Annotated in this window: 14 protein-coding genes; 3 read left to right on the forward strand and 11 right to left on the reverse strand. The window is 40.1% G+C overall.

Going from position 1 to position 25,981, the window contains the following annotated elements:
- Window positions 1–274: 274 nt before the first annotated feature.
- A complete protein-coding gene (locus HWQ39_RS11335; RefSeq protein WP_292844247.1) occupies window positions 275–4,966 on the reverse strand; it encodes a response regulator in 4,692 nt (1,563 codons plus the stop codon).
- Between the two features lie 216 nt (window positions 4,967–5,182).
- Window positions 5,183–6,502, reverse strand: a complete 1,320-nt coding sequence (locus HWQ39_RS11340) for a hypothetical protein (protein WP_292844249.1) — start codon at window positions 6,500–6,502, stop codon at window positions 5,183–5,185.
- A gap of 337 nt (window positions 6,503–6,839) precedes the next feature.
- On the opposite strand from HWQ39_RS11340, the gene HWQ39_RS11345 reads away from it, so the two are divergent.
- Window positions 6,840–7,427, forward strand: coding sequence for a Uma2 family endonuclease (locus HWQ39_RS11345; RefSeq protein WP_292844251.1), 588 nt, complete (start codon window positions 6,840–6,842; stop codon window positions 7,425–7,427).
- A gap of 2 nt (window positions 7,428–7,429) precedes the next feature.
- Here the strand turns inward: HWQ39_RS11345 and HWQ39_RS11350 are convergent, their stop codons facing one another.
- From HWQ39_RS11350 to HWQ39_RS11365, 4 genes are all read right to left on the reverse strand, one after another.
- Window positions 7,430–8,905, reverse strand: a complete 1,476-nt coding sequence (locus tag HWQ39_RS11350; protein WP_292844253.1) for a hypothetical protein — start codon at window positions 8,903–8,905, stop codon at window positions 7,430–7,432.
- 345 nt (window positions 8,906–9,250) lie between these two features.
- On the reverse strand, window positions 9,251–10,978 hold the full coding sequence (locus HWQ39_RS11355) for a ShlB/FhaC/HecB family hemolysin secretion/activation protein (RefSeq protein WP_292844255.1): 1,728 nt from the start codon (window positions 10,976–10,978) through the stop codon (window positions 9,251–9,253).
- 457 nt (window positions 10,979–11,435) lie between these two features.
- Window positions 11,436–11,990: a hypothetical protein gene (locus HWQ39_RS11360; protein ID WP_292844257.1), complete on the reverse strand. Its 555-nt coding sequence runs from the start codon at window positions 11,988–11,990 to the stop codon at window positions 11,436–11,438.
- A 251-nt stretch (window positions 11,991–12,241) separates the two neighbouring features.
- The gene (locus HWQ39_RS11365; protein ID WP_292844259.1) at window positions 12,242–16,606 is read right to left on the reverse strand and encodes a filamentous hemagglutinin N-terminal domain-containing protein; all 4,365 of its coding nucleotides are present in this window, start codon (window positions 16,604–16,606) and stop codon (window positions 12,242–12,244) included.
- Between the two features lie 380 nt (window positions 16,607–16,986).
- Between HWQ39_RS11365 and HWQ39_RS11370 the strand changes: the two genes are divergently transcribed.
- Window positions 16,987–19,833, forward strand: a complete 2,847-nt coding sequence (locus HWQ39_RS11370) for a CHAT domain-containing protein (protein ID WP_292844261.1) — start codon at window positions 16,987–16,989, stop codon at window positions 19,831–19,833.
- Window positions 19,833–19,970 carry a hypothetical protein gene (locus HWQ39_RS11375; RefSeq protein ID WP_292844263.1) on the forward strand — a complete coding sequence of 46 codons (138 nt, stop codon included), beginning with the start codon at window positions 19,833–19,835 and terminating at the stop codon, window positions 19,968–19,970. The genes HWQ39_RS11370 and HWQ39_RS11375 overlap by 1 nt, the downstream gene beginning before the upstream one ends.
- 86 nt (window positions 19,971–20,056) lie before the next feature.
- Here the strand turns inward: HWQ39_RS11375 and HWQ39_RS34385 are convergent, their stop codons facing one another.
- The 5 genes from HWQ39_RS34385 to HWQ39_RS11400 form a co-directional block, all read right to left on the reverse strand.
- A complete protein-coding gene (locus HWQ39_RS34385) occupies window positions 20,057–20,590 on the reverse strand; it encodes a hypothetical protein (RefSeq protein ID WP_366932261.1) in 534 nt (177 codons plus the stop codon).
- A 122-nt stretch (window positions 20,591–20,712) separates the two neighbouring features.
- Entirely contained in the window at window positions 20,713–21,369 is a 657-nt protein-coding gene (locus HWQ39_RS11385; protein WP_292844265.1) for a DUF928 domain-containing protein, read from the reverse strand.
- 166 nt (window positions 21,370–21,535) lie between these two features.
- On the reverse strand, window positions 21,536–23,416 hold the full coding sequence (locus HWQ39_RS11390; protein WP_292844267.1) for a CHASE2 domain-containing protein: 1,881 nt from the start codon (window positions 23,414–23,416) through the stop codon (window positions 21,536–21,538).
- A 31-nt stretch (window positions 23,417–23,447) separates the two neighbouring features.
- A complete protein-coding gene (locus tag HWQ39_RS11395) occupies window positions 23,448–24,158 on the reverse strand; it encodes a response regulator transcription factor (RefSeq protein ID WP_292844269.1) in 711 nt (236 codons plus the stop codon).
- Between the two features lie 609 nt (window positions 24,159–24,767).
- Complete coding sequence (locus HWQ39_RS11400) at window positions 24,768–25,487, reverse strand: hypothetical protein (protein ID WP_292844271.1); 720 nt, start codon at window positions 25,485–25,487, stop codon at window positions 24,768–24,770.
- Between the last annotated feature and the right edge of the window lie 494 nt (window positions 25,488–25,981).

The raw sequence follows: 25,981 nt of genomic DNA on the forward strand, positions 1-25,981 counted from the left end.
TTTACAGTCATTGCAATCGCATAGCGTCTCGTTGGCGCAGCCTCTCGTAAAGAAGAGAAGCAATCCCAGCCCTTGCGATCTAATTTTGTATCGCATCTGAGTGGGAACCGCTATAAGTAGACATCTCCAGAAATTAAAGATGCGTTACCCAGAAACCTTGTAGAGATGTAGCACTGCTACGTCTCTACATTCTTTTTCGGAGATGTCTAGTATCTTTCTTACTTACTTAGAAAAAATCGCTAATGTTAATTATTTCATAAAGATTATTATTTTTTCATATTTTGGCATTGCTATCTTTAGCGTTCAAAAATTGTTGGATGCGTTTAAGAAAGTCTTCTAACTCTAAGATTAAGTTACTAGTACCTCGACGCTCTTGGTTATAAGCTAGTTGTTCTAATTGTTCTGCTGCTAGATGCATGGTTGTAACTCCCATATTGGCACTAGCACCTTTAATTTGATGGGTTTCGTGTGCTATTTGCTCAAAGTCATAAGTTGCGATCGCTATTTTAATTAACTCTAGACGAGGTTGAATATCTTCAACAAATATTTGCAGTAGTTCTAATTCAAATTCTGGATTATTTTCTGAGAGTTCATGTAAACGTTGCCAATCAATTGGGAGGTCAACTGAATCGACATCTGTTGTAGAAACCGTCTGCTCTGTGACAGCTGTTTCTTTTACCATGAGTATCAGACTTCCCCAACGCTGTAGCGCCGCAGCCAATTTTTCTTTCATTACTGGCTTGCTCAGATAGTCGTCCATACCGGCGTTTAGACACATTTGTTGGTCTTCTTTCATCGCATTAGCTGTCATCGCAATTACCACAGGACGGCGACCACTGACAAAGCTGCTTTCTTGCCAACGATGAATTTCTTTTGTCGTTTCTAAACCGTCAAGAACTGGCATTTGGCAATCCATCAGAATTAAATCGTAGGGAATTTGTTCTAATAACTGCAAAACTTCTTTACCATTGCCAGCAACATCAGCACTATAACCAAGGCTTTGGAGTTGCTTCAAAGCAACTTTCTGATTCACCAAATTATCTTCGGCTAAGAGAATTCTTAATTTATGAGAATTAGAAGCGAGGAGTAGGGAGTTAGGAGTCAGCTTGAAATCCTGCCTTCTGCCTTCTACCTCCTTTTCTTCTAGGTGCCTTCCTAAGATATTCATGATGGTATCAAGAAGTCGGGATGGCTTAACAGGTTTGACTAAATAAGCCGCAAATCCTATTTTTAGCGATCGCTGGATTTCATCGCGTTGATTAGTAGAGGTAAGCATAATCAAAGGTAGCCCAGCGATCGCCGGATTTGCCTTAATTTGTTCTCCTAAAGTCATGCCATCTATATCTGGCATCTGCATATCAATCACAGCTATGTCATAGGGATTTCTTTGCTTGGCAGCCTCCTGAATAGCTTTAAGACCAGTAGTAGCCGAAGCCGCCTGATCCACCAGCATTCCCCAACGAGTAGCTTGATGGTGAATGATTTTACGATTAGTAGCATTATCATCCACCACTAATAAGCGCCGATTGAGCAAAAGTTCGGGATCGCTTTCTGAGGAAATAGGGTCAAGTTGCTTGGCGAGAGTTACTTCAAACCAAAATTTAGATCCTTTCCCCAAGCGACTTTCTACGCCCATTTCTCCTCCCATCAAGCTCACCAGTTGCTTGCAGATGGCTAATCCCAAACCTGTGCCGCCATATTTACGGGTGGTGGAAGCATCTACTTGGGTAAATGGCTTAAAGAGTTTGCATTGGTCTTCAGAGGTAATGCCAAGACCAGTATCTATGACGGCAAAATAGATGGTAGCTGTAGTAGAGGTTTGCGATGGCTTCGCCGACGCCGGAGGCGAGCGCAATTCTGCTCGTAATACTACCTCTCCGTCGCTGGTGAACTTGATCGCATTGCTGATTAGATTCATCAGAATTTGCCGCAGGCGGCCAGCATCGCCTTGGAGGTGGGTAGGGACGTTGGGATAAATTAACGCTGCAATTTCTAATCCTTTGTTATGGGCCGGGGGAGCCAATAATTCCAACACCTCTTCTATACAGGTAGATAAGTCAAAATCTAGAGTTTCTAGCATCATCTCCCCAGCCTCAAGTTTGGACAGATCCAAAATTTCGTTGATTAGGCTTAAGAGAGCATCGCCACTAATGCGAATTGTTTCGATAAAATCCCGTTGCTCTGAGTTTAAGGGAGTTTCTAACATTAAGCCTGTCATCCCCAACACAGCATTCATCGGAGTCCGAATTTCGTGGCTCATATTGGCCAAAAAGGCACTTTTGGTTTGAGAAGCTAATTCAGCTTGTTGTCGGGCAATTTCCAGTTCTCGGCGCTGTTGAGTTTCTGCATTTAACATTTGGGCTTGGGCTAAAGCAATACCTACTTGGTCAGCGATTTGCCGTAAAAGATGAGTTTCAAAGCTAGACCAGTGGCGAGTACTGCCACACTCATGGACAATCAGTAAACCGCAGAGTTCTTCTTTGACAAGCAGGGGTATGACTAAATTAGACTTGACTCCAAATTGTTGCAGCAATTCGATGTGGTTTTTTTGGGCTTCAACTATATCCAAGTCAGCAAGCCCCAGATTCCGTTTTTGACGGTACTGCTGTAGATAGTACTGCTGTATATATTCGGCTTGAAAGTAAGTATCGGTGAAGTTTTTCTCTTTGATTGCCAGCCAGCCAGAAACTACTGCCTCAACGACAGTGGTTCCAGATCCATCTGCTAAAGGTTGATAAATCAAAACGCGATCGCTATGGAGAATTTTTTGAACTTCAGTGACAGTGATTTGGAGAATTTCTTTGATTTGCAAAGACTGACGAATCTTGAGGGTGATTTCAGTAAATAGTTGCGATCGCAAGTTTTGGCGTTGGAGTTCTTCTTCTGCCTGCTTACGCTCGATAAACTGCCCCACTTGCTCACCAATCGAATTCATAACTTTTGCCAAATTTGAGTCAGCCTGCTGGATCTCATGGCTAAAGCAGGTAATGACACCAATGATTTTTTTACCGCTACGGATCGGAAAACCAAAAGCTCCATGCAGTTCTGCTTGGGCAGCGATTTCAGAGCGGATGAAATTCTGATCTTTAACAACATCAGCAATCCATACAGGTTCAACACTAGCCCAGACACGGCCAGGTAGCCCAATTCCTGGGGTAAATGTGGTCTGCCGACTGAGGATGTCAAATTCTTGCATTTGCAGCGAAATTTCATACCATGAATTTGACAGGAACAGTAGATTTACTTGCTGATCTACCATCCAAAATTCACTTAAATCCCATCCCAAACTTTCGCAGATTCCTTGCAGAATTTGAGGCATGGCTTCGTTGATTGTCGTTGACTCTGCTAAGACGCGGGTTGTAGCGTACTCTGCTTTTAGATGCTGTTCAGTTCGCTTGCGTAAGCGCAGTTCCTCAGAGGCATCGCTGATATCAATCCCTGTGGCAACAACATATTCAACGTCGCCCTCATAGTCTCGTAAGGTAGTGTTAGCCCAAGAAATCAGCCGCCGACTGCCATTTTTCGTTACCCAATAGTTTTCGTATTTTTTAGGGCCTTCACCGATTCGTAACTCCTCAAAAACTGCTCTCACCGACTCTATCTCTTCAGGAATGAGAAATAGATTCCAGAAACGCCTTCCTTTGACTTCATCAAATGAATAACCAGTGGTTTGTTCACAAGCTTGATTGAAGCGAACAATTTGCCCTTTAGAGTCAAGAACTATGACCAAAGCGCTGGTTGTATCCAGGACTGCTGAGATAAAGTTGCGTTCTTTTTTCAGTGTTTCCTCTGTTAATTTCCGCTCTTTTCCCTCACGATAGATAAAGTAGTAGACTGTAGCCAAAATCAGAAAACTTAGGCAAATAGCGATCGCCTGCATCAAAAGAGTATTACAGGCACTATTTTTGGTGGTTTTTAACTGCTGCTGAAGTTCTTCTGTCTCTTTCTTTTCCATCTCACGAATGATATTGCGGATATCACTCATTAAGTTATTTCCCTGATTTGTATTTATTACCTCCAATGCAGCATCTAATCCTAAATTCTGGCGTAAGTAGATGGTCTTTTTCAGTTCGTTCAGTTTTACTGCAATTAAGGGTTCAAGGGTATCGAGTTGACTCAGTAGCCTGGAATCATCTGCTGTTAATTTTCTTAGCTCCTTAATTTCAGGGGCAAGTTTGGCAATTGCTGTCTGATATGGTTTTAGATACACATCCTGTTTAGTGAATATATAACCGCGTTGTCCCGTTTCCGCATCCTTGATGCTAGAAAGCAGTTCTTGCAAGTTGTTGATTGTTAATTGGGTGTTGTTCAACTTTTTACTAGTATGAATTAACACTTGCGTACTTTGATACGAAATCGTGCCAATCAAGACTAAAATTGCCAATGCCAATCCAAATCCGGCGGCAACCTTTTTTAAAAATTCTTTGCGTGTCTTCTGCACCTGTTTGCGGGTATCACTTGCCAATACCAAACTTGCTAAACTGCGCCGCATTTCTAGTTGCTTAATTACCTGGCGGCCTAAAATTCGTAGTGCTTCAATTTGTTCTGAAGAGAGGTTTCTTGGTACATGATCAATTACACAAAGGGTTCCTAACGCATATCCTTCAGGATTAGTCAGTGGTACACCAGCATAAAACCGAACATTTGGGTCAGAGGTGACTAGCGGATTTGTCGCAAACCTTTCGTCTTCTGTGGCATCAGGCACAATAAAAACTTCAGGCTGCATAATAGCATGGGCGCAGAATGCCAAATCGCGGGATGTTTCGAGGGCATCCAAACCAACTTTTGACTTGAACCACTGACGATTAGTATCAACTAAGCTGATTAAGCCAATAGGAGTTCCACAAATATATGAGGCTAAATGGGTGAGGTCGTCAAAGGAAGCTTCCGAAGGAGTATCGAGAATCTTATACTGCAAAAGAGATTCGATTCGCTGTGTTTCGTTATCAGGTAATGGTGCTTTCATTCTTCAGCCTTATACCATTTTGGATTTTAAAAAAACAGAATTCATAATTCAGAATCCAGGAGTCAAAACAAAATTAAGAAGACTTTGATAGTCAAAGTTTATAATTTGGAGAAAATCAAAAAAACAAAAATCTATAGCACGCTTGATTCTATATTCATTCTGAATTCTGTTAGCGCAGCGGGGCGTAGCCCATTCTGATTCCTGAATTCTTTTTTGTTAAAATTTGACCCGCAACTGTCCCGTCAAAGAATCACTACCATAGGAACTTCCCCCGGTTTCTTGATTGCGGACATTACTAAAGCTATAGCCCAAGTCTGCTTCTATATTGGGCGACAGCTTTACCGTACAGCGTGTTTGGTAAGTATTAGCATTTTCAAATTCTCCTTTAAGTCGCTGTCGTCCTAAGTTGGCAGCGAGACGACAGCGTAAGAAATTAGTAATATCTCCTTCCCAAGCTAGCTCACCGTTGTAAACTAGAAAGTCTTGTGGAGAAAAGTAGCCACTTGTGCGTTCTAAATCGCGATCGAAACTCCAAGTGAATAAGTTAGCTGCCAGAGAGAATTGTCCAAACTTGCGCTCTAATCGGCTAAAAGACTGCACATCAGAATTACCATCGTTGTAGTTACCCAAACGCAATGATGAAAATAAACTGGTGTTACGGTCAATCTGCCAAAATAAATCAGGCCCAAATCGCCAAGCAGTAATTTGATTTTCTAAAGTTCGGACATTAGATTTATAAGGTCCTTGTTCTAAATTACCTGATAGTACTACCGCCGATAGCAATTGACCTGATGTCGAAACTTGCGCCGACGAAATGGGAGCCTCCACCTTAGCATTGAGATTAATAGCTGTGGGTAAACGATTGAACATATCAACCCCGGCTGCTGTTTGCAGAGTCACTTGCCCAATTTTTCCTTGCCATCCAACTTGCAAGGGAAAATTGGTAATTGATTCAACACCGCGTTGCCCAAAATAGTTAAAACCCGTCCTAAAAAATATTTTATTGCCATTACTCAATCGAAACTGAATCGTTGGTTCGAGGAAAAAATTAGTTTGCCCAAAGTTGTCTGACTCGTAGTGATAATCCGTATCAATACTTTCTAAAACAGCATCCGGTGTTCTTGGTTCTGTGGAAGTTTTTGGCGGGCTACTTTCCAAAACAGCATCCGGCTTTCCTGATTCTGTGGAAGATTTTGGTGGGTTGGAATTCTGCGGTGGTTCGGGTAGCGCTGGCGGTAATCGCAAATCAGGATTGAAGTTTTCGGGTGCTGCCATCAAAATGGGTAATCGATAGGGAAGGGGTCTTGAGTATTGCTCTACTGACTCAGGATTATTTACTGTGGGAACTCGCTCAGTCAATTCTGAAGATAATTTCCAGTCTTGAGGTGCTTGGGCAGCTTGTAACTTAGCTTCTGATAATATCCAAATACCGATGCTACAAATTAATCCCAATTTAATCTGTAGACATCCCAAAATAAACTCAGTGTAAAAACTAGATCGAGAAACAAAGAAATAACGTCTAAAACTATCTGCCATTGGTTGATACTATAAGTTGTAGATAAAAAACTTGCTGCCAAAGAATTTCCTGGCTGCTAGCTAGCTGATATATTCGGCTTGGGATTATGATGCCCACAATAGGCGCTTGTTAAAACATGGGAAAGAAAAAAGACGCTACTAAACGAAGGGATGATTCGCTCTGAATTTTCACGTCATGCGGAAAAGCCCATGAAAGTAATGGCAGGCTGACGCCAACGGGAAGGATAATTCTAAGTACTTGTACTATGCCTGTGTATGTTCGCACCTTAAAGTTGTAGTGAGTGCGATCGCAGCGCACACAGCACTACACTAGAAAGTAAGATGCTCAGAATAGCCTATGAACGCCACAACAACCACTTTCCCTTCTACACTCAAATTGAAAATTGACTTGACTGATGAGCAATTTTTTCAGATGTGTCAGAAAAACCGCGATTATCGATTTGAGCGCACAGCATCAGGGGAATTATTAATTATGCCACCTACAGGTAGTGATACTGGCAACCGTAACTTTGATATGGTTGTTGAATTAGGAATCTGGAATAAACAGACTCAATTAGGCAAAGGTTTTGACTCTTCAACTGGTTTCACCCTGCCCAATGGTGCAGAGCGTTCTCCTGATGTTTCTTGGGTCAAAATTGAGCGATGGAATGCTTTAACTCCAGAACAACAAGAAAAATTTGCCCCGATTTGTCCTGATTTTGTAGTAGAGTTGCGTTTTCGCACTGATTCTTTGAAAGAATTACAAGAGAAAATGCAGGAGTATATCGAAAATGGTACTCAATTAGGCTGGTTAATTGATCGTAAAAATAAGCGAGTGGAAATTTATCGCCCAGGTAAAAATGTAGAGAGATTAGACAATCCTATTAGTTTATCAGGAGAAAATTTACTACCTGGATTTTTCTTAAATTTACAGCAGATTATGTAGCTTTATCGATTAGGATATACATGGCGCATTTCAAAGCGACTTTGTTCCCAAAGTGGTAGCAAAGCCTGTTTACCAGCATTTAACTGAGCTTGTGAAAAAGAAATTTTCCCATTTTCTAGAATCCAAATAAATATCCGAGTTATTAAATCTGCATTTAAACTATTTTCATATTCACAATTATAGATTCTTGTTACTTGCTTATCTAAGCAATCTATAGCATATTTAAAAGTTAAGTTTTTCCAGTCTGTGAAATTACTATAATTTTCTTCTTGCGTATTTTTCCACTCAATTTTCCGCAAATTTCCGATAATATAGTCTATGCCTGTTATGGAAGAATCTGTATTACGCACTAAATTTGTATAGGCTTGGTAATATGGTTGCAAGAATGAAGCAGCAATATTTTCCACATATATATGTAGCCAATATTGGATGTCATGCAGATAAGGCACTAAATTCCTGATATTATCAATTTCCTTAATCAGCGCACGTTCACTTGTGTAATTTGTGATTTTGGCTAGCAATTCAGCTTCAGATAGTTGAGACGTTTCTGAATAATAATTAATTACTTGGGGAATATATTTTTCTAATAACCACTGTTTGGTATACCTAGCCGTCCAGGTTCCTCGTATACCGATATCTTGCTGCCATAAGCTAAATTTCTCTGTCTCAATAGATTGTAAATTAATATTATTTAGCTTATAGATTATATGAATTTGATTCTGAGGCAATAAAGATAAGTCGCTATCGAGTTTCGTGAAAATAAATGTATGATCGCGAATTCCTCGACTCACGCGAATTGATCTATTTTCTCTATGAAATAGATGCCATTCTGACTTACCTTTAGTATAATCAAATTCATTAGCAAACTGCTGCATTAGCTCCCATAATTCTTGTCTTACAGAAAAAAGGACAAACCCTCGATTTTCTGAAAGCTTGACCAATTCAAAATCCCATGTTTCTAAAGAATTTTCAAATTCTATTATTAAAGTTTTATATTCTTGGCAAACTTCATCAATACACAAACATAATTCTGTTGCTTCTAAGTTCGATAAAATGATTGTTGTTTGACCCAAATTTACTTGGAAAGTATTTTTATCTAACTGTTTCAAAAAATGACGACATCCCCAACATGGCTGGGTGTGCAATCCAGTCATTAATTGACCCAAAATATCTTGATGATTTAAGTTAATTTTTAGATATTTAAAAAGAATACTACTGAACTCTATTTGACAATTACCTTCGCTAAAATTTTTTGGTAAATTACAGGCGATCGCAACTTTTGGTTTCACAACAACTAAACGATATCCTTCACGCATTATAGAAGGCTCAAAATCATATTCTTCTAAAACATCCTGTAAATCTGGATAGCGTCTGATAATTTTCTCTATTAAATTATATCTAGTATGTATTAAACCTGTTGTATGGTCAAAACCTTGTATCCATGTAATGAATTGTTTAATTGATTCTGGAATAGTCATCAGATAATCTACCTGCTTGTATAAATTTGCTATGCCTTATTTTGTTCGTGTAATTAGCAATTTATCAAGTCAGTTTGGATTATATCGTGATTATAGATACTAGAATGAAACCATTAGTCTTAAACTTGAACTTGCCAAAACCTATACTAAGAAAAGCTACTTCGTATTTTGTTAGCAAATATACAGGAAGCACTCTCGGAATTGAATAAAGCCATTCGCCATTAGAAATCGCCCTTTTAACTCAATACGCTTGGCTTTTCGAGACGCGATAAATTGCCGTCAAGACAAGTGTTTTGTTGCTCATTCTGAACTGTATTGCCTTTTAATTTAAATATCAAAAAAATATCAAAATGGCTGATAGCGGATTGAAAAATTAAAGCCATTATCTTGCAGTGAATTACCGCGATCGCTTGTGCCTATCAATGGTATACCATAGTCTGCACGCAATACTAAACCGTTTAAAGGTTGCCAGTTTAAACTCAACCCTAAGCTAGCAATGGTTTGCGGGTCAGCATTAATAGCGCGATTGTTCCAAGCTGTACCAATATCAAAAAATGGTATTAGCTGTAGTGTTTCCACATTCGATGCTAGGGGAATACGAACTTCCACACCTCCAACTACTCCATTGTCGGCGACAAGTTGATTTTGACTATAGCCGCGTACTGTATCTACTCCCCCAATGCTAATTTTTTCTAGTGAAAGCAAGGAATCAGGAGTAAGTTGAGTGTTAACTTTGGCAAGCATCAAAATGCGGGGAGACAACCTTTGTACCCATTGAAATTGTCCCACCCAAGAGAAAAAACGCCCGTCAGTACCACTATCGTTGATAGTTGGATCAAAAGCATCAATGCCAAAACTAAATTGCGATCGCGCCGCTAAGACACTGTTAGCATTACGTTGTAACCAATTTTGGGAAAAGCGAATTACTGTAACTCTTGATTTCCCATTTTCGGGGCCTTCGGTAAAAGAGAAGGGAATATCATTGAGTATATAGGTTTGACTGCGCCGTAAATCGAATGCAAAACCTAGAGCAAATTCGTTGTTTGGGGTGTGGATTAACGGTTGACGGATATTAAAAGAAAGGGTTTCGGCTTCGCTGCGGATATCTAAGTCACGAAATTCGCTTTCAATAATCCGGCTAGCGCTGTTGCTGTAGCGGACACCAATGGTTCCATCTAGGGCATTAAAGGGAATAGAATAACTGATATTGTAATTGTCTAAACCTTCACTACCAGCATATTCAGCACTGAATTTATCCCCAAACCCCAAGAAATTATCGTGAGCAATAAAAATACTCCCTTGTTCTGAGCCAACGCTAGGGGATTGGTTATTGTCAAAGACAACCCCAGCGTGGAATGGTGGTGATTCGGTAATTGTCACCTGTAAAATATTGTTACCTGGGGTGCTACCTGCGGTTAACTCAGCATTAACTCGTCCAATCACGGGGTCAATTTGTAATAATTGCAGCGCTTCTTCGAGACGTTTTTGGTTTAAAGGTTTACCTGCTAGCCGTGCAATCCGGGAACGCACGTATGCAGTTTGCAATCTTTCTAACCCTAAAATTGAAATTCCTTCAAGTTCGCCTTCCACAACCTGAATTTGCACGACACCGCTAGCAATATTTTGATTGTTGGGAATAAATGCACCACTGGTGATATAGCCATTATCAACATAGAGTTTAGTGATTTGCGATCGCAGTTGTAATAACTGCTCAAATGTGATGTTTTTATTTTCTAGCGGGTGTTTTAACTTGATGATTTCATCTTTTAAAACAGAATAGCCTGTAACTTGAATTTCTTTGACAAAGAACTCTTCACCGCTGGGAAAAGTTGTATCGGGTAGATTTTCTTGTGGGGGTGATGGGAGTATGGGGACAGTTGGTGTCGGTGGTGTGGGAGGAAGAGTTGGTGTCGGTGATGGTTGGGGTAGAGTTTCTTCAACTTTCCCCGGTGTATTGGGGGGAATTGTGACTCCCGATGGGGGTGTCGATTGGGCAAATACTGCAAGTGGAGTGATGCTGATGCAGGTAAGTAATATGAAAAAAAGTTTTTGAAACCGAAGGTATGAATCCATTGTTTATTTATGATTTGAAAGAACAATCATTTGTCATTGGTAAGGTTTTTAGATATATTTATGCTGTGTGACACACGTCTATTTATTCCCAAAATCTGACTTAGCGATCGCATTACTAATTAGATAAGCTGTTTCATATTTAAATTGCATAGACTGGGCGGGCAAGATGCCCACCCCACAACAGTTATATTCAATTTGATTATGCAAATTAGATGTTTTTTAGCTTATTTAACAAGTATCATCACTTAATTAAAATACCATAAGAGGTTGCTTGATGATTGCACCTTTATGCGATCACCAAGATCCAATTTGATCACTCTAATATTTAGCACTTACGTGTTGATAAATAAGACAATAAATGCAGTAAGAAAAAAATACATGATAGCGCAAGTGCCGACTTGTCAGTTTACTAATCACCAGGGAACTTGAAAGGCAAATAATTTGCGCTATCTTTAATTTAGGATTGAGATACTATCTCTTCTACATCTACAGCCGAGCATTGTCGGAGATCATCGCAAGTATACGCTGTTAGAGAACCATCTGGCTCAACAGAAAACAAAAAATTATCAGCAGCATAAGTAGGGTGTCTTCTGGAAGTCCCAGCATAGACAGGGTTATATCCCAATAAAACTAATCCTTGAGGAGAAGACTTAAGGCTAACTTGCTGGTCTATAATCTGCTTCTTATTTATCCGAGGATCAAAATATTTAGTTCTCATCGTTCCTGAATATCCCTTCATCACCAGCACGCTTTGATAAACGATTCCATCAACGCTATATCTTAGCTTCCAACTTCCGTAAATTGGAGAATTTGCATCTACGACTTGCGCGATCGCATAAGATGAAGATTGAGAAACACTTGGTGTTTGTACTAAGGCATTTCTGGCATCTACTGACTTAATACCAAACAATCCAATTCCAGCTACTAAAATTGCAATCGAAGTAGTTTGTTTGAAATTTGGTAATGTCAAAGATGTTGCTAAAACTGTGTTGCGAACTAGTTCAGAAAACATAATCAACCTCTAATCTGAGTTAAAAAATAACGACAATTTCATCAGCAACGGTTGATAAATTGACGATTTTTGTTGTTTTTCGATTCATTAACCGTTTCTTTAATACTCAGATTAAGGGAAAGGACTAGGTAATGCATTTCACCATTTATGCATATATCGTTGCATGAATTGGATGGTGCGATCGCATGATTGTGCGTCCCATTTTGCAGAAAACTGCATATAAAATTTTCCCATGTATGCAATATTGCTGTTTAACAACTTCGACTTAAGATTAATTGCCCATTGGGTAATCGATACAATCCTTGTGGTTCAATTATTGGGTCGCCTTTTTTCCAAGGACGTGGTGTTGGTTCCACACTACGCACATCACCAGTTGTGTAGGCTGAAATTAATACATCTCCTGGACTGTTGCGTAAAGCACCGGAACCTGTAATTGTAAAAGAGTTTTCTTGTCGCTTGGTGCCACGTGAAATGCAGCTATTGGCAATGAGTGCATTGGTGTCAATGACGTTTGGTGGTAATTCGGTGAAGCTGTTTTGAATGGAACTGTTATCCGGTGTATTGATATTTGTTACACCAGAAACGCCTAACTCCGAACTTGCAGTAATATCGCTTTCTTGAGTTGGTTTTGTCCGCGCCTCAATACCAAAGATACCTTGTGAGTTGATTTGGATGTTTCCACCTGTTCCCGTAAAAGCGTTAGCACTGATATCGCTATTTTCATCGGGAATTGCAACGATAAATCTTGAGTTGATATTGATGTCACCGCCATCGCCACCTTTTTGCTCAGTACCTGCGTCGGTAGAAATTTGAGCGCCACGACGGAGGAAGAGTAAATCGCTGTTGGCGTTGATATTACCACCGTTACCTGATGCAGATTCGGCGTTGAGTTTGCCTTGGTTGTCTAAGGTAATTTGGGGTGAGTTGATTTCAATGTCGCCTGCGATTCCTGAACCTGTGGAACTGACAAATAAGCCACTGTTAGCGCCGATATTTCCTACTCTGCCAGGAAATTTAATATTTCTGTCATTGTAATTAGAGTCAATACCGCTAATTATTAGCTTATCGTCAGCGTTGACAGTAATTTTACCTGCACGTCCATTGCTTGAGGTAGTGGTGGTAAGTTGTCCGCCGTTGGGTGCTTCAAAAATCTTTGCATTTACCGTAATATCGCCACCCTTTTGATTATTTCTAGTGCGTGCATCTAGTAAAGCGCCGTCTGATACACGAAAGATATTTGTGTTTACGGTGATATCGCCACCTTTGCCTGTGGAAGTAGAATCAGTAAATGTAAATAAAGCACTAGAAAATTCCCTTTCTTGACTAGTTCCAGAAACAATTACGGCATCTTTTGCATTGACACGAATATTTCCGGCATCTCCCCCTCCAGAAGTTGAGGCAGAAAGTTGAGTGCCATCTCGTAATGAGAAAAAACCAGAATCGATGGTAATGTTACCCCCATTACCTACTGTTCCCGTCTCCACCGAACTGAAAATCCCACTGGTAAAACCATTTTTCTCCCCAGAAATATCAACATCACCAGTTACCTTAACATTGACATTGCCTGCATCCCCTCGTCCTGCGGGTTGAGTAGCAGATGCTCCACGAGTAATGGTTAGCAGGCTAGCACCATCAGTAAGTGACAGGGTTGCTGCATTGATGTCAATATTGCCACCCTCACCTACACCTCCTGCTTCCACCGTGCTGAAAATATAAGCGTTAGCTGCAAGGGAAATAGCATCATTTGCACGCACTGTTACATTCCCCGCATTCCCTTGTCCAAAAATTGAGGCAGAAAGTTGAGCGCCATCAGTGAGTGAGAGGGTTGCTGCATTGATGTCGAGATTACCACCCTGACCGGCACCTCCTACTTCCACCGTGGTCAGGATAGCAGTTTTTTGACCTGTAAGGGAAACAAAATCTGATGCACGCACTGTTACATTCCCCGCATTCCCTTGTCCCAAAGTTGAGGTAGCAAGTTGAGCGCCATCTCGTAATGAGAAAAAACCAGAATCGATGGTAATGTTACCCCCATTACCTACTGTTCCCGTCTCCACCGAACTGAAAATCCCACTGGTAAAACCATTTTTCTCCCCAGAAATATCAACATCACCAGTTACCTTAACATTGACATTGCCTGCATCCCCTCGTCCTGCGGGTTGAGTAGCAGATGCTCCACGAGTAATGGTTAGCAGGCTAGCACCATCAGTAAGTGACAGGGTTGCTGCATTGATGTCAATATTGCCACCCTCACCTACACCTCCTGCTTCCACCGTGCTGAAAATATAAGCGTTAGCTGCAAGGGAAATAGCATCATTTGCACGCACTGTTACATTCCCCGCATTCCCTTGTCCAAAAGTTGAGGCAGAAAGTTGAGCGCCATCAGTGAGCGAGAAGTCACCAGAATCAATGGTAATGTTACCCCCATTACCTACTGTTCCCGTCTCCACCGAACTGAAAATCCCACTGGTAAAACCATTTTTCTCCCCAGAAATATCAACATCACCAGTTACCTTAACATTGACATTGCCTGCATCCCCTCGTCCTGCGGGTTGAGTAGCAGATGCTCCACGAGTAATGGTTAGCAGGCTAGCACCATCAGTAAGTGAGAGGGTTGCTGCATTGATGTCGATATTGCCACCCTCGCCTACACCTCCTCTTTCCACTGAACTTAAAATAGAAGCGTTAGCTGCAAGGGAAATAGCATTATTTGTACGCACTGTTACATTCCCCGCATTCCCTTGTCCCAAAGTTGAGGCAACAAATTGAGCGCCATCAGTGAGTGACACTGAAGTAGCAGTGATATCGATATTGCCACCCTTACCCACACCTCCTGCTTCCACCGTGCTAAAGATAGCAGTTTGTTGTTTAAGGGAAATAGCATTATTTGCACGCACTGTTACATTCCCCGCATTCCCTTGTCCCAAAGTTGAGGCAAGAAGTTGAGCGCCATCAGTGAGTGAGAAGTCACCAGAATCAATGGTAATGTTACCTCCATTACCAACAGTCCCCATGTCCACAAAACTGAAAATCCCACTGGTAAAACCATTTTTCTCCCCAGAAATATCAACATCACCAGTTACCTTAACATTGACATTGCCTGCATCCCCTCGTCCTGCGGGTTGAGTAGCAGATGCTCCACGAGTAATGGTTAGCAGGCTAGCACCATCAGTAAGTGACAGGGTTGCTGCATTGATGTCAATATTGCCACCCTCACCTACACCTCCTGCTTCCACCGTGCTGAAAATATAAGCGTTAGCTGCAAGGGAAATAGCATCATTTGCACGCACTGTTACATTCCCCGCATTCCCTTGTCCAAAAGTTGAGGCAACAAGTCGAGCGCCATCAGTGAGTGAGAGGGTTGCTGCATTGATGTCGATATTGCCACCCTCGCCTACACCTCCTGCTTCCACCGTGCTAAAAATATAAGCGTTACCTGTCAGGGAAATAGCATCATTTGCACGCACTGTTACATTCCCCGCATTCCCTTGTCCCCAAGTTGAGGCAACAAGTCGAGCGCCATCAGTGAGTGAGAAGTCAACAGAATTAATGGTAATATTACCCCCATTTCCTACTGCTCCTGGAAAAACTCTATTGCCAATACCGCTTCCAGAATCAGCAATTTTGATTTTTCCGGTAGCATTTAGCGTAATATCTCCTGCAACAGTCTCAGGTGTCCCCAAACGCGCCCCAATACCAGCAAAAAGGGCACTTCCGCCTAATATCTCTACATTTTGAGCATTGACTGCAATATCACCACCACCAGATCCTTCCACAAACATAAAAGCTTGATTGGCAATTGATACATCTGCACGAGTCAAATTCTCAGGAAATTTCAAACTGAGATTATCCCCATTGAAAACAAGATTAATATTTCCAGGTGCTGCTAACCCTCCTAATTCAACTCTCCCACCTAGAGCATTTAACCACCCACCATCTATGCTGACATTACCGCCCACTAGCACTAGACTTTTACCATCTGGTACTCGTAAGCCAAACCGACTAAACCCCGATGAATCTATTCCTGCTGGTGCAATTGAGTTATTTTGAATCCCTGCACCTTGATTAAGCTGATTAAACCACAACGCCGAAGGATTTACCGTCAACAATGGTGGTGCTTGAGGATTAGTTGCACTAAAATTTCCCTGATTTCCAAACTGCACGCCATTGGCTGTTGTCCCAACAAAACTTCCTTGCACATCTAACTGTGCATTCTCTCCAAATAAAATTCCATTGGGGTTAATCAAAAACAAATTTGCTGCACCATCAACTCCCAAAGTCCCGAAAATATTCGATGCATTCCCACCTGTTACCCGGGTTAAAATATTTTTTACTCCAGTTGGGTTGTTAAAATACACCCGTTGCCCATCTTGGATATTAAACTCGCTGAAACTATGAAAAAGATTGCTTCCGCGTGTTGCACCACCATCAATTTTGTCGCCCAGTGCGCCATTAATTAACAGATTTTGATTGAGTTGAGAAGCTTCTGCACCAAGGGTATTATCAGGTGTGATTTGTGCTTTCGCTGGCAAAGCTTGGCTGAGTGCAGTAGATATTAGGCAGAAATGAAGAATACTTTTAATACTGACTGCTTGGGGATAACGTGCTTTATTCATAAGTCATTTTCCTTGGAGAAATTAAAATAAATCCACGAGATTGCTTATCTGAATGCTTTTTATCTATTGCGATAATTAGAGATGTGAGCATCATTAAATAATATCAGCAGAATGCTTTTTATATACATTGAATTAAATTAATTTGACCCAAGAACTTAAGAATAATAGTTGGTTAGCTTGAGGAATAGCAAAACCCAACAAAGCCTTGATAATGTTGGGTTTCGTTCTTAAACCAGTTTTATTTTTAGCCTGATGGGCCTTCTTGCTGTTTAGATAAATTGCAGAAAACTGCACACTTTGAAAAATTTCAGTTTTTTCTGCTGATTTCTGGTAGTTTAAACAATAAAAGCTAAATAAATATTTTCTCTATGTTTAGAAATATGAAAACTAAAAATAAATATCTCAAAATATTACCTTCTGTGCGTGGCTGGATGCAGATGTTGCTTAAAGTTGGAAACTTCTGCAAGAGGCTAATTTATTTCTCTACTGGGCAACACCAAAAACCAAATCGGCATCACAGGTTTATTCAAGTATTATTTTTGACAACATTATTAATATGTCTTTTGTTTGGACAAGTTGTATTTGCACAAACTCAAAATGCTAGTGGACTCGTCGAACAAGGAATTAAAGACTATGATGCCGGAAATTTTCACAATGCGGTAAAACACTGGCAAGAGGCATTAAATCAGTATAAAAATAATCCATCTGATGCGGCGGTTGTGAATGAAAATTTAGCACGTGCTTACCAACAAGTAGGAGAAAATAAAGAAGCGATCGCATCTTTATCAGCAGCAATTCATGACTATGGCGCTGTAGGAAATATCGAGCAAGTGGGACGGATGAAGTCAGAACTAGCCCAAGTTTACAGCAATTTGGGACAACCCCGCAAAGCGATCGCACTTTTGTGTGGTCAACTAGTAGATAAGCCAAAAATTTCCGAAAATCAAGCAAGTCAGGAAATAAAATGCACTCCAGAAAGTGCTGCACAAATCGCCATCAAATACAACGACAAACGCGGACAGGTTGCAGCTTTAGGCATTCTCGGTGAAGCATATCGCTTAATTGGAAGTTACGACCAAGCAATTTATTATTTAGACGCGGCACAAAAAATTTCACCAGAATATAAATCTTTGGTATTTAATAGTTTAGGCAATGCTTACAAAAGTCGCGGTCAATTACGAGAGTTACAAGCCGATTCTGCAAATAAGGCTAGTATTTTGAGTAAAGAAAAAGAATTTACTAAAAAGTCTGTAGATGACTACGAAAGAGCCAATCAATATTTTCAGGATAGTATCAAGTTCGCCCGCAATGAAAAACAACCTATAGCAGAGATGCGGGGATTATTAAATTTAATTCAGTTGGGTTCCCAGACAAATAAGAGCAAAATTATTAATGATGAAGAGTTTGACAAAACCCTTAAGGATGCTTTAAAAGTTCTTGAAGCTTTGCCAGATTCAGCCACAAAAGTCTATGGGGAAATTGATTTAGCATACTTGCAGCGCGATGCTAAAGGAACTTCACCCTTTACCGACTGTGCAACTCAACTAGTTTTATCTAGTAATATGCAGTTGAATTTGCTGGAAAACTCAATATTAACAAGTAAAAAATTACAAGATAATCGTCTAATTTCTTATTCTAATGGTGCTTTGGGTCATTTCTGGGAATGTAGCCTAGATAATGAAAAAGCATTAAAGAATAAAAAAGCATTAAAATATACTCAAGCGGCGATCGTCGCAGCAGATAACAAATTGAGTGCAAAAGATAGCTTGTATTTGTGGGAGTGGCAAGCCGGACGCATTTTAGATCGACAAAAGCAAAAAGAAGAGGCGATCGCATCTTATCAACGAGCATTTGATACTCTAGAAGATATTCGCAGCGATATTTTGACCGCCGAACGGGATGTACAATTTGACTTTCGCGATGTTGTGCGACCACTATACCAAACATTGGCACAATCGCGGCTCGATTTGCTAGGAGTTGGGGCAATTGCCGATAAACAACGTGCGAATGAATTATCCGCAGTAGTTAAAACCATTGATGCTTTAAAACTAGCAGAATTACAAAATTATTTTGGCAATGATTGCATTTTAAGTGCCTTGAATCCTAAACAAGTAGGAGAACTCCTCAAGGATAATAGTGTAGCCTTTCAGAATACTGGGTTTTTGAGTTCGATAATTTTAAAGGGCAAAACCGGGATATTATTGCAGTTACCCAATCAGGCAACTAAATTTAAGTGGATTGAAGACCCCAATCAAGAAGGTACAAACAAAATAGTTAGCAGCGACAAGCTACAGAAAAAGATTGCCGAATTTCGCACAGGATTAGTTAAAGGAAAAGAAGAATTTAACTACGATACAACAACTGCGGCAGAGCTTTATGATTGGATCATTCGCCCAATTCTATCGGATATCAAACCGGAGAAAGTCAAAACCCTAGTATTTATTCAGGATGGGTTTTTGCGGAGTGTACCAATGGCAGCACTTTATGACAGCCAAGAAAAAAAATATTTAGTTGAAACTTACGCAATTGCCACAACTCCCAGTTTACGACTTACCACACCCAAAGCACGCGATCGCAGTACCCAAAAAGCGTTAATTTTGGGTTTAACAGAAAAAGCCATAATCGACGGCAAAACTTTTGATGCACTTGCTGCTGTTCCCAATGAAGTGAGTGCAGTTCAAAGTATATTTCCTAATCATACCGACCTGATCGATCAAGACTTTTTCCCCGAAAGTTTTCAGCAAACACTTGACAAAACCACATATCCCATTGTCCACATAGCTAGTCACGCTCAATTTGGGATAATTCCTGAAGACACCTTTATTGTTACAGGCAAAAACCAAAAACTTACCATCAGCCAATTAGAAAACTCACTGCGAAACCTCAACAGTAAATCAGATAGCGTCGAACTACTGACATTGACTGCCTGTGAAACCGCAGTTGGCGACGATCGTGCCACACTAGGATTAGCTGGAGTTGCATTGCAAGTTGGAGTTAAAAGTGCGATCGCATCTCTGTGGAATGTCACAGATGAATCGACATCAGAACTCGTCAAAACATTTTACACCAACTATCGTAACGCTGGTATGAGTATTGCAGAGGCATTGCAACAAGCCCAAATTAAAATGATTCATCCTAAAAATTTACCACCATCTGAAGAGATGAACCCCAGGTATAATAATCCTGCCTATTGGGCACCAATGATTGCGATCGGTAATTGGCTTTGATGCTAATTACTATTCGGTTAAGACAAGACGCGATGAATCGCCGTCTCTACAATAATCTTTCTTTTGTAGAGACGGCGATTTATCGCATCTTTGTGATGATTTATCGCATCTCGAAAACCCAAAATTTTTGCCAGTAGCCCTTAACCCAAGCGTATTGAGTTATGGCAACGAAAAATGAGAACGACTTGTGTATACCCTCCAGCAAAAAATTACTCATTACTCATTACTCACATTCTCGACTAAGTACCAACCCTCCATTAGCAAGTCGATAAAGCCCTTGTGGTTCAACTATTGCATCGCCTTTTTTCCAAGTCCGCGATGTTGGTTCAACATTACGCACCTCACTAGTCGAGTAGTTTGAAATTAATCCGTCCCCCGGACTATTCCGTAAACCACCAGAACCAGTGATGAAGAATGTACCTTTTTGTTTGGGGCTGCGAACAATGCAACTATTAGCAATCAGTGCATTAGTCTCGATGACGTTTGGCGATAATTCGGTAAAGCTGTTTTGAATGGAAGTGGTATCGGGTGCGTTAATATTTGTTATCCCCTGTGGATTGGCGAAATAAACGCCTCGACCATCACCGACGTTAAAATCTTGAAAACTGTGAAATAGGTTAGTGCCACGAGATGCACCGCCTTCGATGCGGTCATTATTTTGATTAATAGGAATGATCTGCGATCGCTCTTGCCCAAGACTATTATCAGGAATTAACTGAGCAAAAGTAGGCTGAATACAAACTGCTAATGCTCCCACGCATCCCGCGACGCTAAACCGCAAAATCTTCACAATTTCTATTTCCCCATTTTTTCTGTAGGACTAGACTAGATCCTAAATCCCCGACAACTTTTAAGAAGTCGGGGATCTAAATCATCTATTTAGCGATCGCTAGCAATTTTCTGGAGGTATTCGATGCGTTGCTGAGTATTTTTTTGTACTACATCATTACCTATCAATATTTCGGACTCTGCAAGGTTTTTTACTAAAGTTGCACCAGTCTGCCCTAGTTTACCATTATCAGTTCCTTTCAATGCTTCTGCTAGTGCTTCATACCACAGATCGTTTTCAGCATAATAATTTACGCTTTCGGGAATGCTAGTAAATTGGTTTTTAGCAAGTGATTGAGGATTTGTGACGGTAAATTCTGCACGTCTAACAATTGTGTCGTTTTCGCAGTCAATTGCAATTTGCCATAAATATGTTTTACCCACTGTGAGTTCGGGGTAATCGTGGGGAAGTTCTAGCTTGTTAATCCCGACTATTGTGGGTATTTCTTTAACTTTGCCAATTTGTTTAGGGTTGTTGCTTGAATCAAATTCAGCTAATCGGAATCGCACATTTTGGGAACTTGACATATACCAAGCTAACATCGGGCGGGTGGAAGCGGTTTTACCAATAAATGTCTGAGGTGCAAGCTGTGTTAAAGGGATATCGCCGTTATTTGAACATCCACGCGAACCACCTGCACGGGAATGTCCGCTAGCTGGTTTGCGATCGCGTGGTTTAAACTGGGCAAATGCTGGGACTGTAGTCATGAGGAAAACTGCTCCCACAACTAAGCTTGTAAGTCTGTGCTGATTTCGCCAAAATACAAAATTTTGATGACTCATGGTGATGTTGTTGATTGTATGGTTATCTAAATAAAACTTTTAATTTTTGCACCTTTGCATAAAATGATTCATAAAAATCTCAAAGCTGAAATTATCTCAGAGGTTTCCAACTAATTTCGCATATAGTCCCGCAAGGAGAAACTGATTCGCGTCGAAACTCTCCTCCTAATTGTTTAGCAACTATTTTGAAATATTTTGTGCCTTTGCTTTCTAACTTTGATTTAATTCCTGAACCGTTATCTTTGACCCACAATTTGTATTTATTTTCACTATAAACACCTGATGCTTGAATGCGCTTAACTCCTTCGGCATGTTTACCAACATTACATAAAGCTTCTTCCAAAAACAGACATATTCCCCGCTTATCTTCTATAGTTAAATACTTATCATCAATTGGGTCAAAATTGCGTATTTTTACTTTTAAAGTTTTAAAATGCTCAAAATCTTGACGTTCTAATGTACTGGAGTAAACTTCATATAATAAATCATGTAGTGGTCTGTTTAATTCGAGTATTAATCCGCTACCTAAACGCAAGCTTTCTTCTGTGGTTAATGCTTCTAGTTTGAGAAATTCACCAATTTCCCGAATTTCTCGATCGAGTTTTTCAAATTGCCCAACTAGTTGTTCGTAAGGAACATCTTTAGCACGCAGATGCTTTAATCCATAGGCAAGGGTTTGTAAAGGCCCATTATGAATAATGCTAAAAGTGTTTTGAATGGTGTTTTGACGTTCGTTAATTTGCGATCGCAAAAATCTATCATGCTGGTAAAATGCAAAAGCACTCAAACCTACTCCATTGATGGCTAATATCAGAAAACTAGGTGCTACAGGAATCCATACACCCCACACCCACAGCATCACATACCCGCAGGCAAACAGACAAAATACTGCTACACCCACACTCAGTAAATTTCTCCACACAGATTGGGTAAGCCGTCCGATAAAGATGGGCAAAAAACCCCAAATAAATATCCATGTATATTCTCCGAACTCTCCCCAACTATGCAACATTGTTCGGCCATCTATTACACTACTAAGAATTTGACTAATGACATGAGCGTGATAGTCAATGCCATAAATTTGACCGCTTAATTTTAAATTAGGCAAAGCAGATGTATAAAAAATATCGCCTGCACTCATATTGCGGTTGCCAACTAAGACAATGCGATCGCGCAATAATTCGGCATTAACTTGACCAGTGAGAATATCGCGCAACGACACAACATTAAAAGGTTGCTTCTGGTTGCGGAAGTTCATTAAAATTGATACTCCCCCATCATCAACACTGACGTATCCGCCAAAATTACGGTTAATTCGAGGTAATTCAATCTCACTGAATCTGATTGTATTCGGGTCATTTTTTCCAGTTTGCAATTCAATTCCTGTCGCCTTTAAATACTTAATAACTAACTGCAATGCCAAGGAATATTTATCTTCACTGATATTCTGAGGATTCGGCGTATATAATAAATAGCGTCGATTTTTGCTATCCTCATCATTAGGTAAATCGACAAATCCAACCCGTTCGGGTGGTAAATTCTGGGGTGGTGAAATTTCACCGGGTTGTAAAACTTTTTCAATGCCAATAATATTAGAATTTGTTCGTAATATCTGCGCTAGTTGTTTGCCACCAGGTTCTACAGGCACATTTTTGAAGATATCCAGCCCAATCGCTAGCGGTTTATAAGTTTCCAACTTGGACAGTAACTCTGCAATTTTCTGATCTGGAATTGGATATTGCTTAACCCATTCAATATCTTTTTCGTCAATACCTACAATTACTACACGTTCATCAAGTTTTTCTACCGGACGCAGACGTAACATGGTATCTAAAAACATCCATTCTAAAGATTGCATTCCTCCAACCATACGTATTAAGGTTGCCAAAATCAATACTACTATTCCTGGGCGTGCAGCAAGAGACCACAACCCAAATTCTTGGTAAATGCGATTCCAGATTCTCCTTCTCATCTAGTTTTTTTCCGCATTCATTTTCTCTGTATTAATCAATTAAGCCTTCTTCACGGGAACGAATTTCGGTTTGGATTCGCATATTTTTACCACCTTGCTTGCAGTCTTCAGGGTACACTCCTAAAACATCCTGAATTTTCGTCCAGTAAGTACGTACTGCTCTTTCTGATTTATACATTTGCTCGGCGATCGCTTTATCTGTCAAACTCTCTTCAAAAGCCAACCGCAATACTTCCAACCATTCTGGTTTGAGTTCTATACTCTTTTTGATATCTTTCGTGTGAGTTCCACCATTAAGGGCCAAATTAAGGCGCATTAGCATTTCATCTTCGGGTAATCCTTTATCTGCGATCGCAAACCCACCCTGATGATTATCAATCTCGTGTTTGATCCGAATTAACGCCTTCACATAACTAGTTTGCACCATGACATTCTGATGGGTAAATTCTTGGAGTAAAATTTGCAACAGCTTAATTCCAGTATCAATTTCTGCTGTCTCCCCTTGCTGATCGGGAATGGATAAATCCATCACAATCAAGTGAAACTGGTGAAAATTAAGTTGAGAAAGTGTCTCTTTTCCAGTCTGAGCCTTAATAATAGTAGCTTTGGGATACTCTCGACTTAATACATCAAGAGTACCAGTTAAAATTAATTGATGGTCATCGACAACAAGAATATCCAGTTGTTTTTCCACTGACAAATTTCCATAAAATTGATGTTCTTTGAAATTTATGCTTACCATGTTTTCACTTAAATTAATTTAAATTAAAGTTTCCTTAAGCTTTATGAGAAATCTCGTCCTTTAAGAGGATATTTCAAAAGTTTTGGGCGAATATAATTCGCTACTACACTGGCATTGTTCGCCTCCGTGGACTAACACAAAATCAACTTATTCAACCCACGGAGGTGGGTTTTGTTTGTGTAGCCGCGATTTCTAATCGCCAAGGCTGGTATTAAATTAGACCTTTCAAACAGCCTCTAAGGTGTTTAGCTTATCTTGTATCTTTGCTCCTTAACTTCACTTTTTGAAGTATGCGCTTATTTTAATTGGATATGAATTTCCAAGCTATGCAGAAAAGTGCAAGAATATATACCACTAATAATATTTTGTTAATCCAGATGCAATACAGTTCAGAATGAGCAACAAAACACTTGTCTTGACGGCGATTTATGGCGTCTCGAAAACCCAAGCGTATTGAATCCAGATGTGGATTGTCGCAAAGCCAGTAAACAGAAATTAAATGAAAGTAGTATTAAGCACAAAACACTGATTAAACGCCCCGCTACCACTAACAGCACTTTCAAGTCAGGAGGCATGAGGAATCCCCATAAATTTGTTTTCTCAAGACGCTCACTGATTTTTGATTTGTTTAGATGTAGCTTCCATAAAATCTAGAAAAACTTTTATGAGCTTATGGATACCTTCGCTACCTCCTGCGATTAAACCTCCCGTCAGTAATGCATCTAAACAACGAAAAATAACTACTTGTATGGGATTATCTAAATCAATAACTACAAGTGGTTCAATTGAGCGAATACCGATTGCACTAATTAAAAGACCGAATAAAAGGGATGTCCATAGAGCAATTATTCGCGTATCAGATTTATAGGCTGTTCTTTGACGCTCTTTTTCATTTATTCCATCCATTTGTGGCTTGAATATGTTTAATGCGTCTTGTTGACTTTGTGTAAAATTTTGAATGATTTGCTGTTCTAAAGTCATTCCTTCAGGCGGTAATCCACTGCTTTGATTTGATTCCCAAGAAGAAAGCTGTTTTTGTTGGACTTCCATAAGTCTTATCTTCTCAGATACTAGAGCCTTTTCTTGCTGAATACTAATATCTAACTGTTCGACAAATGCACCACGCCAAGTAGTTAGAAAAACTTCTAAAGAGCGTTCCAATAACAAAGAAATAAATAATTGTAAGGTAAGTAACTGAATAATATCATTAACCCCAAATGGTTTTAAAAGGAATGGTTTAGATGATAACCAAGTGGAAAAAGTTACTACTAGAAAACTAATAATGATTAATACAATAAATAGAGGAGATTCTGGAGAAAGCTTTCGCAACGTATCTATACTCCTGTTTCGCGTCACAATATCTAACACAGCCTAGAGGTGGGAACTACACCTGCTGAGTAACTTAACAACGTTAATTTGATAGAACAGTAAATAATTTATTACCCAACTCTTTTTTCTAGGAGTGTAATGGCTACGTCACGCACCCCCACTTTCCTCTCGAAAAGATGCCTTGAGGACAGGAAAGCGATTAGAACAAGCAGCAACTAAAAACCCCTCCAAGCTCGGCTACCGTGTATACACAAGTCCAGCCACGAGTTTCCAGCCAAGAAAGATAGATTCAAATTCCCAGATAAGCTGTTGTGATTATAGTTTGCACATTGAGGCGGCCGGGGAGTAGGGTGTAAGGTAGAGGATAATCATGCTGTGATGCAATTTGCAGGTGCAACAGCTTATCTAGGTTACTTCAATCGATAACCTCTGTGAGTCAAATTTCCACAATCTATCTTTAACTGCACGGTATTGGGATAAAATTGATTGATCGC

The organism is Nostoc sp. NMS8, assembly GCF_017115045.1.
In the GTDB taxonomy this organism is placed as follows: domain Bacteria; phylum Cyanobacteriota; class Cyanobacteriia; order Cyanobacteriales; family Nostocaceae; genus Nostoc.

Excerpts from the sequence above, each read along its gene's own strand:
- HWQ39_RS11340 (WP_292844249.1), bottom strand. The coding sequence starts at position 6,502 with ATGGCAGATAGTTTTAGACGTTATTTCTTTGTTTCTCGATCTAGTTTT.
- HWQ39_RS11365 (WP_292844259.1), bottom strand. The coding sequence starts at position 16,606 with ATGAATAAAGCACGTTATCCCCAAGCAGTCAGTATTAAAAGTATTCTT.
- HWQ39_RS11335 (WP_292844247.1), bottom strand. The coding sequence starts at position 4,966 with ATGAAAGCACCATTACCTGATAACGAAACACAGCGAATCGAATCTCTT.
- HWQ39_RS11385 (WP_292844265.1), bottom strand. The coding sequence starts at position 21,369 with ATGACTACAGTCCCAGCATTTGCCCAGTTTAAACCACGCGATCGCAAA.
- HWQ39_RS11375 (WP_292844263.1), top strand. The coding sequence starts at position 19,833 with ATGCTAATTACTATTCGGTTAAGACAAGACGCGATGAATCGCCGTCTC.
- HWQ39_RS11395 (WP_292844269.1), bottom strand. The coding sequence starts at position 24,158 with ATGGTAAGCATAAATTTCAAAGAACATCAATTTTATGGAAATTTGTCA.
- HWQ39_RS11370 (WP_292844261.1), top strand. The coding sequence starts at position 16,987 with ATGAAAACTAAAAATAAATATCTCAAAATATTACCTTCTGTGCGTGGC.
- HWQ39_RS11345 (WP_292844251.1), top strand. The coding sequence starts at position 6,840 with ATGAACGCCACAACAACCACTTTCCCTTCTACACTCAAATTGAAAATT.
- HWQ39_RS11360 (WP_292844257.1), bottom strand. The coding sequence starts at position 11,990 with ATGTTTTCTGAACTAGTTCGCAACACAGTTTTAGCAACATCTTTGACA.
- HWQ39_RS11390 (WP_292844267.1), bottom strand. The coding sequence starts at position 23,416 with ATGAGAAGGAGAATCTGGAATCGCATTTACCAAGAATTTGGGTTGTGG.
- HWQ39_RS11355 (WP_292844255.1), bottom strand. The coding sequence starts at position 10,978 with ATGGATTCATACCTTCGGTTTCAAAAACTTTTTTTCATATTACTTACC.
- HWQ39_RS11350 (WP_292844253.1), bottom strand. The coding sequence starts at position 8,905 with ATGACTATTCCAGAATCAATTAAACAATTCATTACATGGATACAAGGT.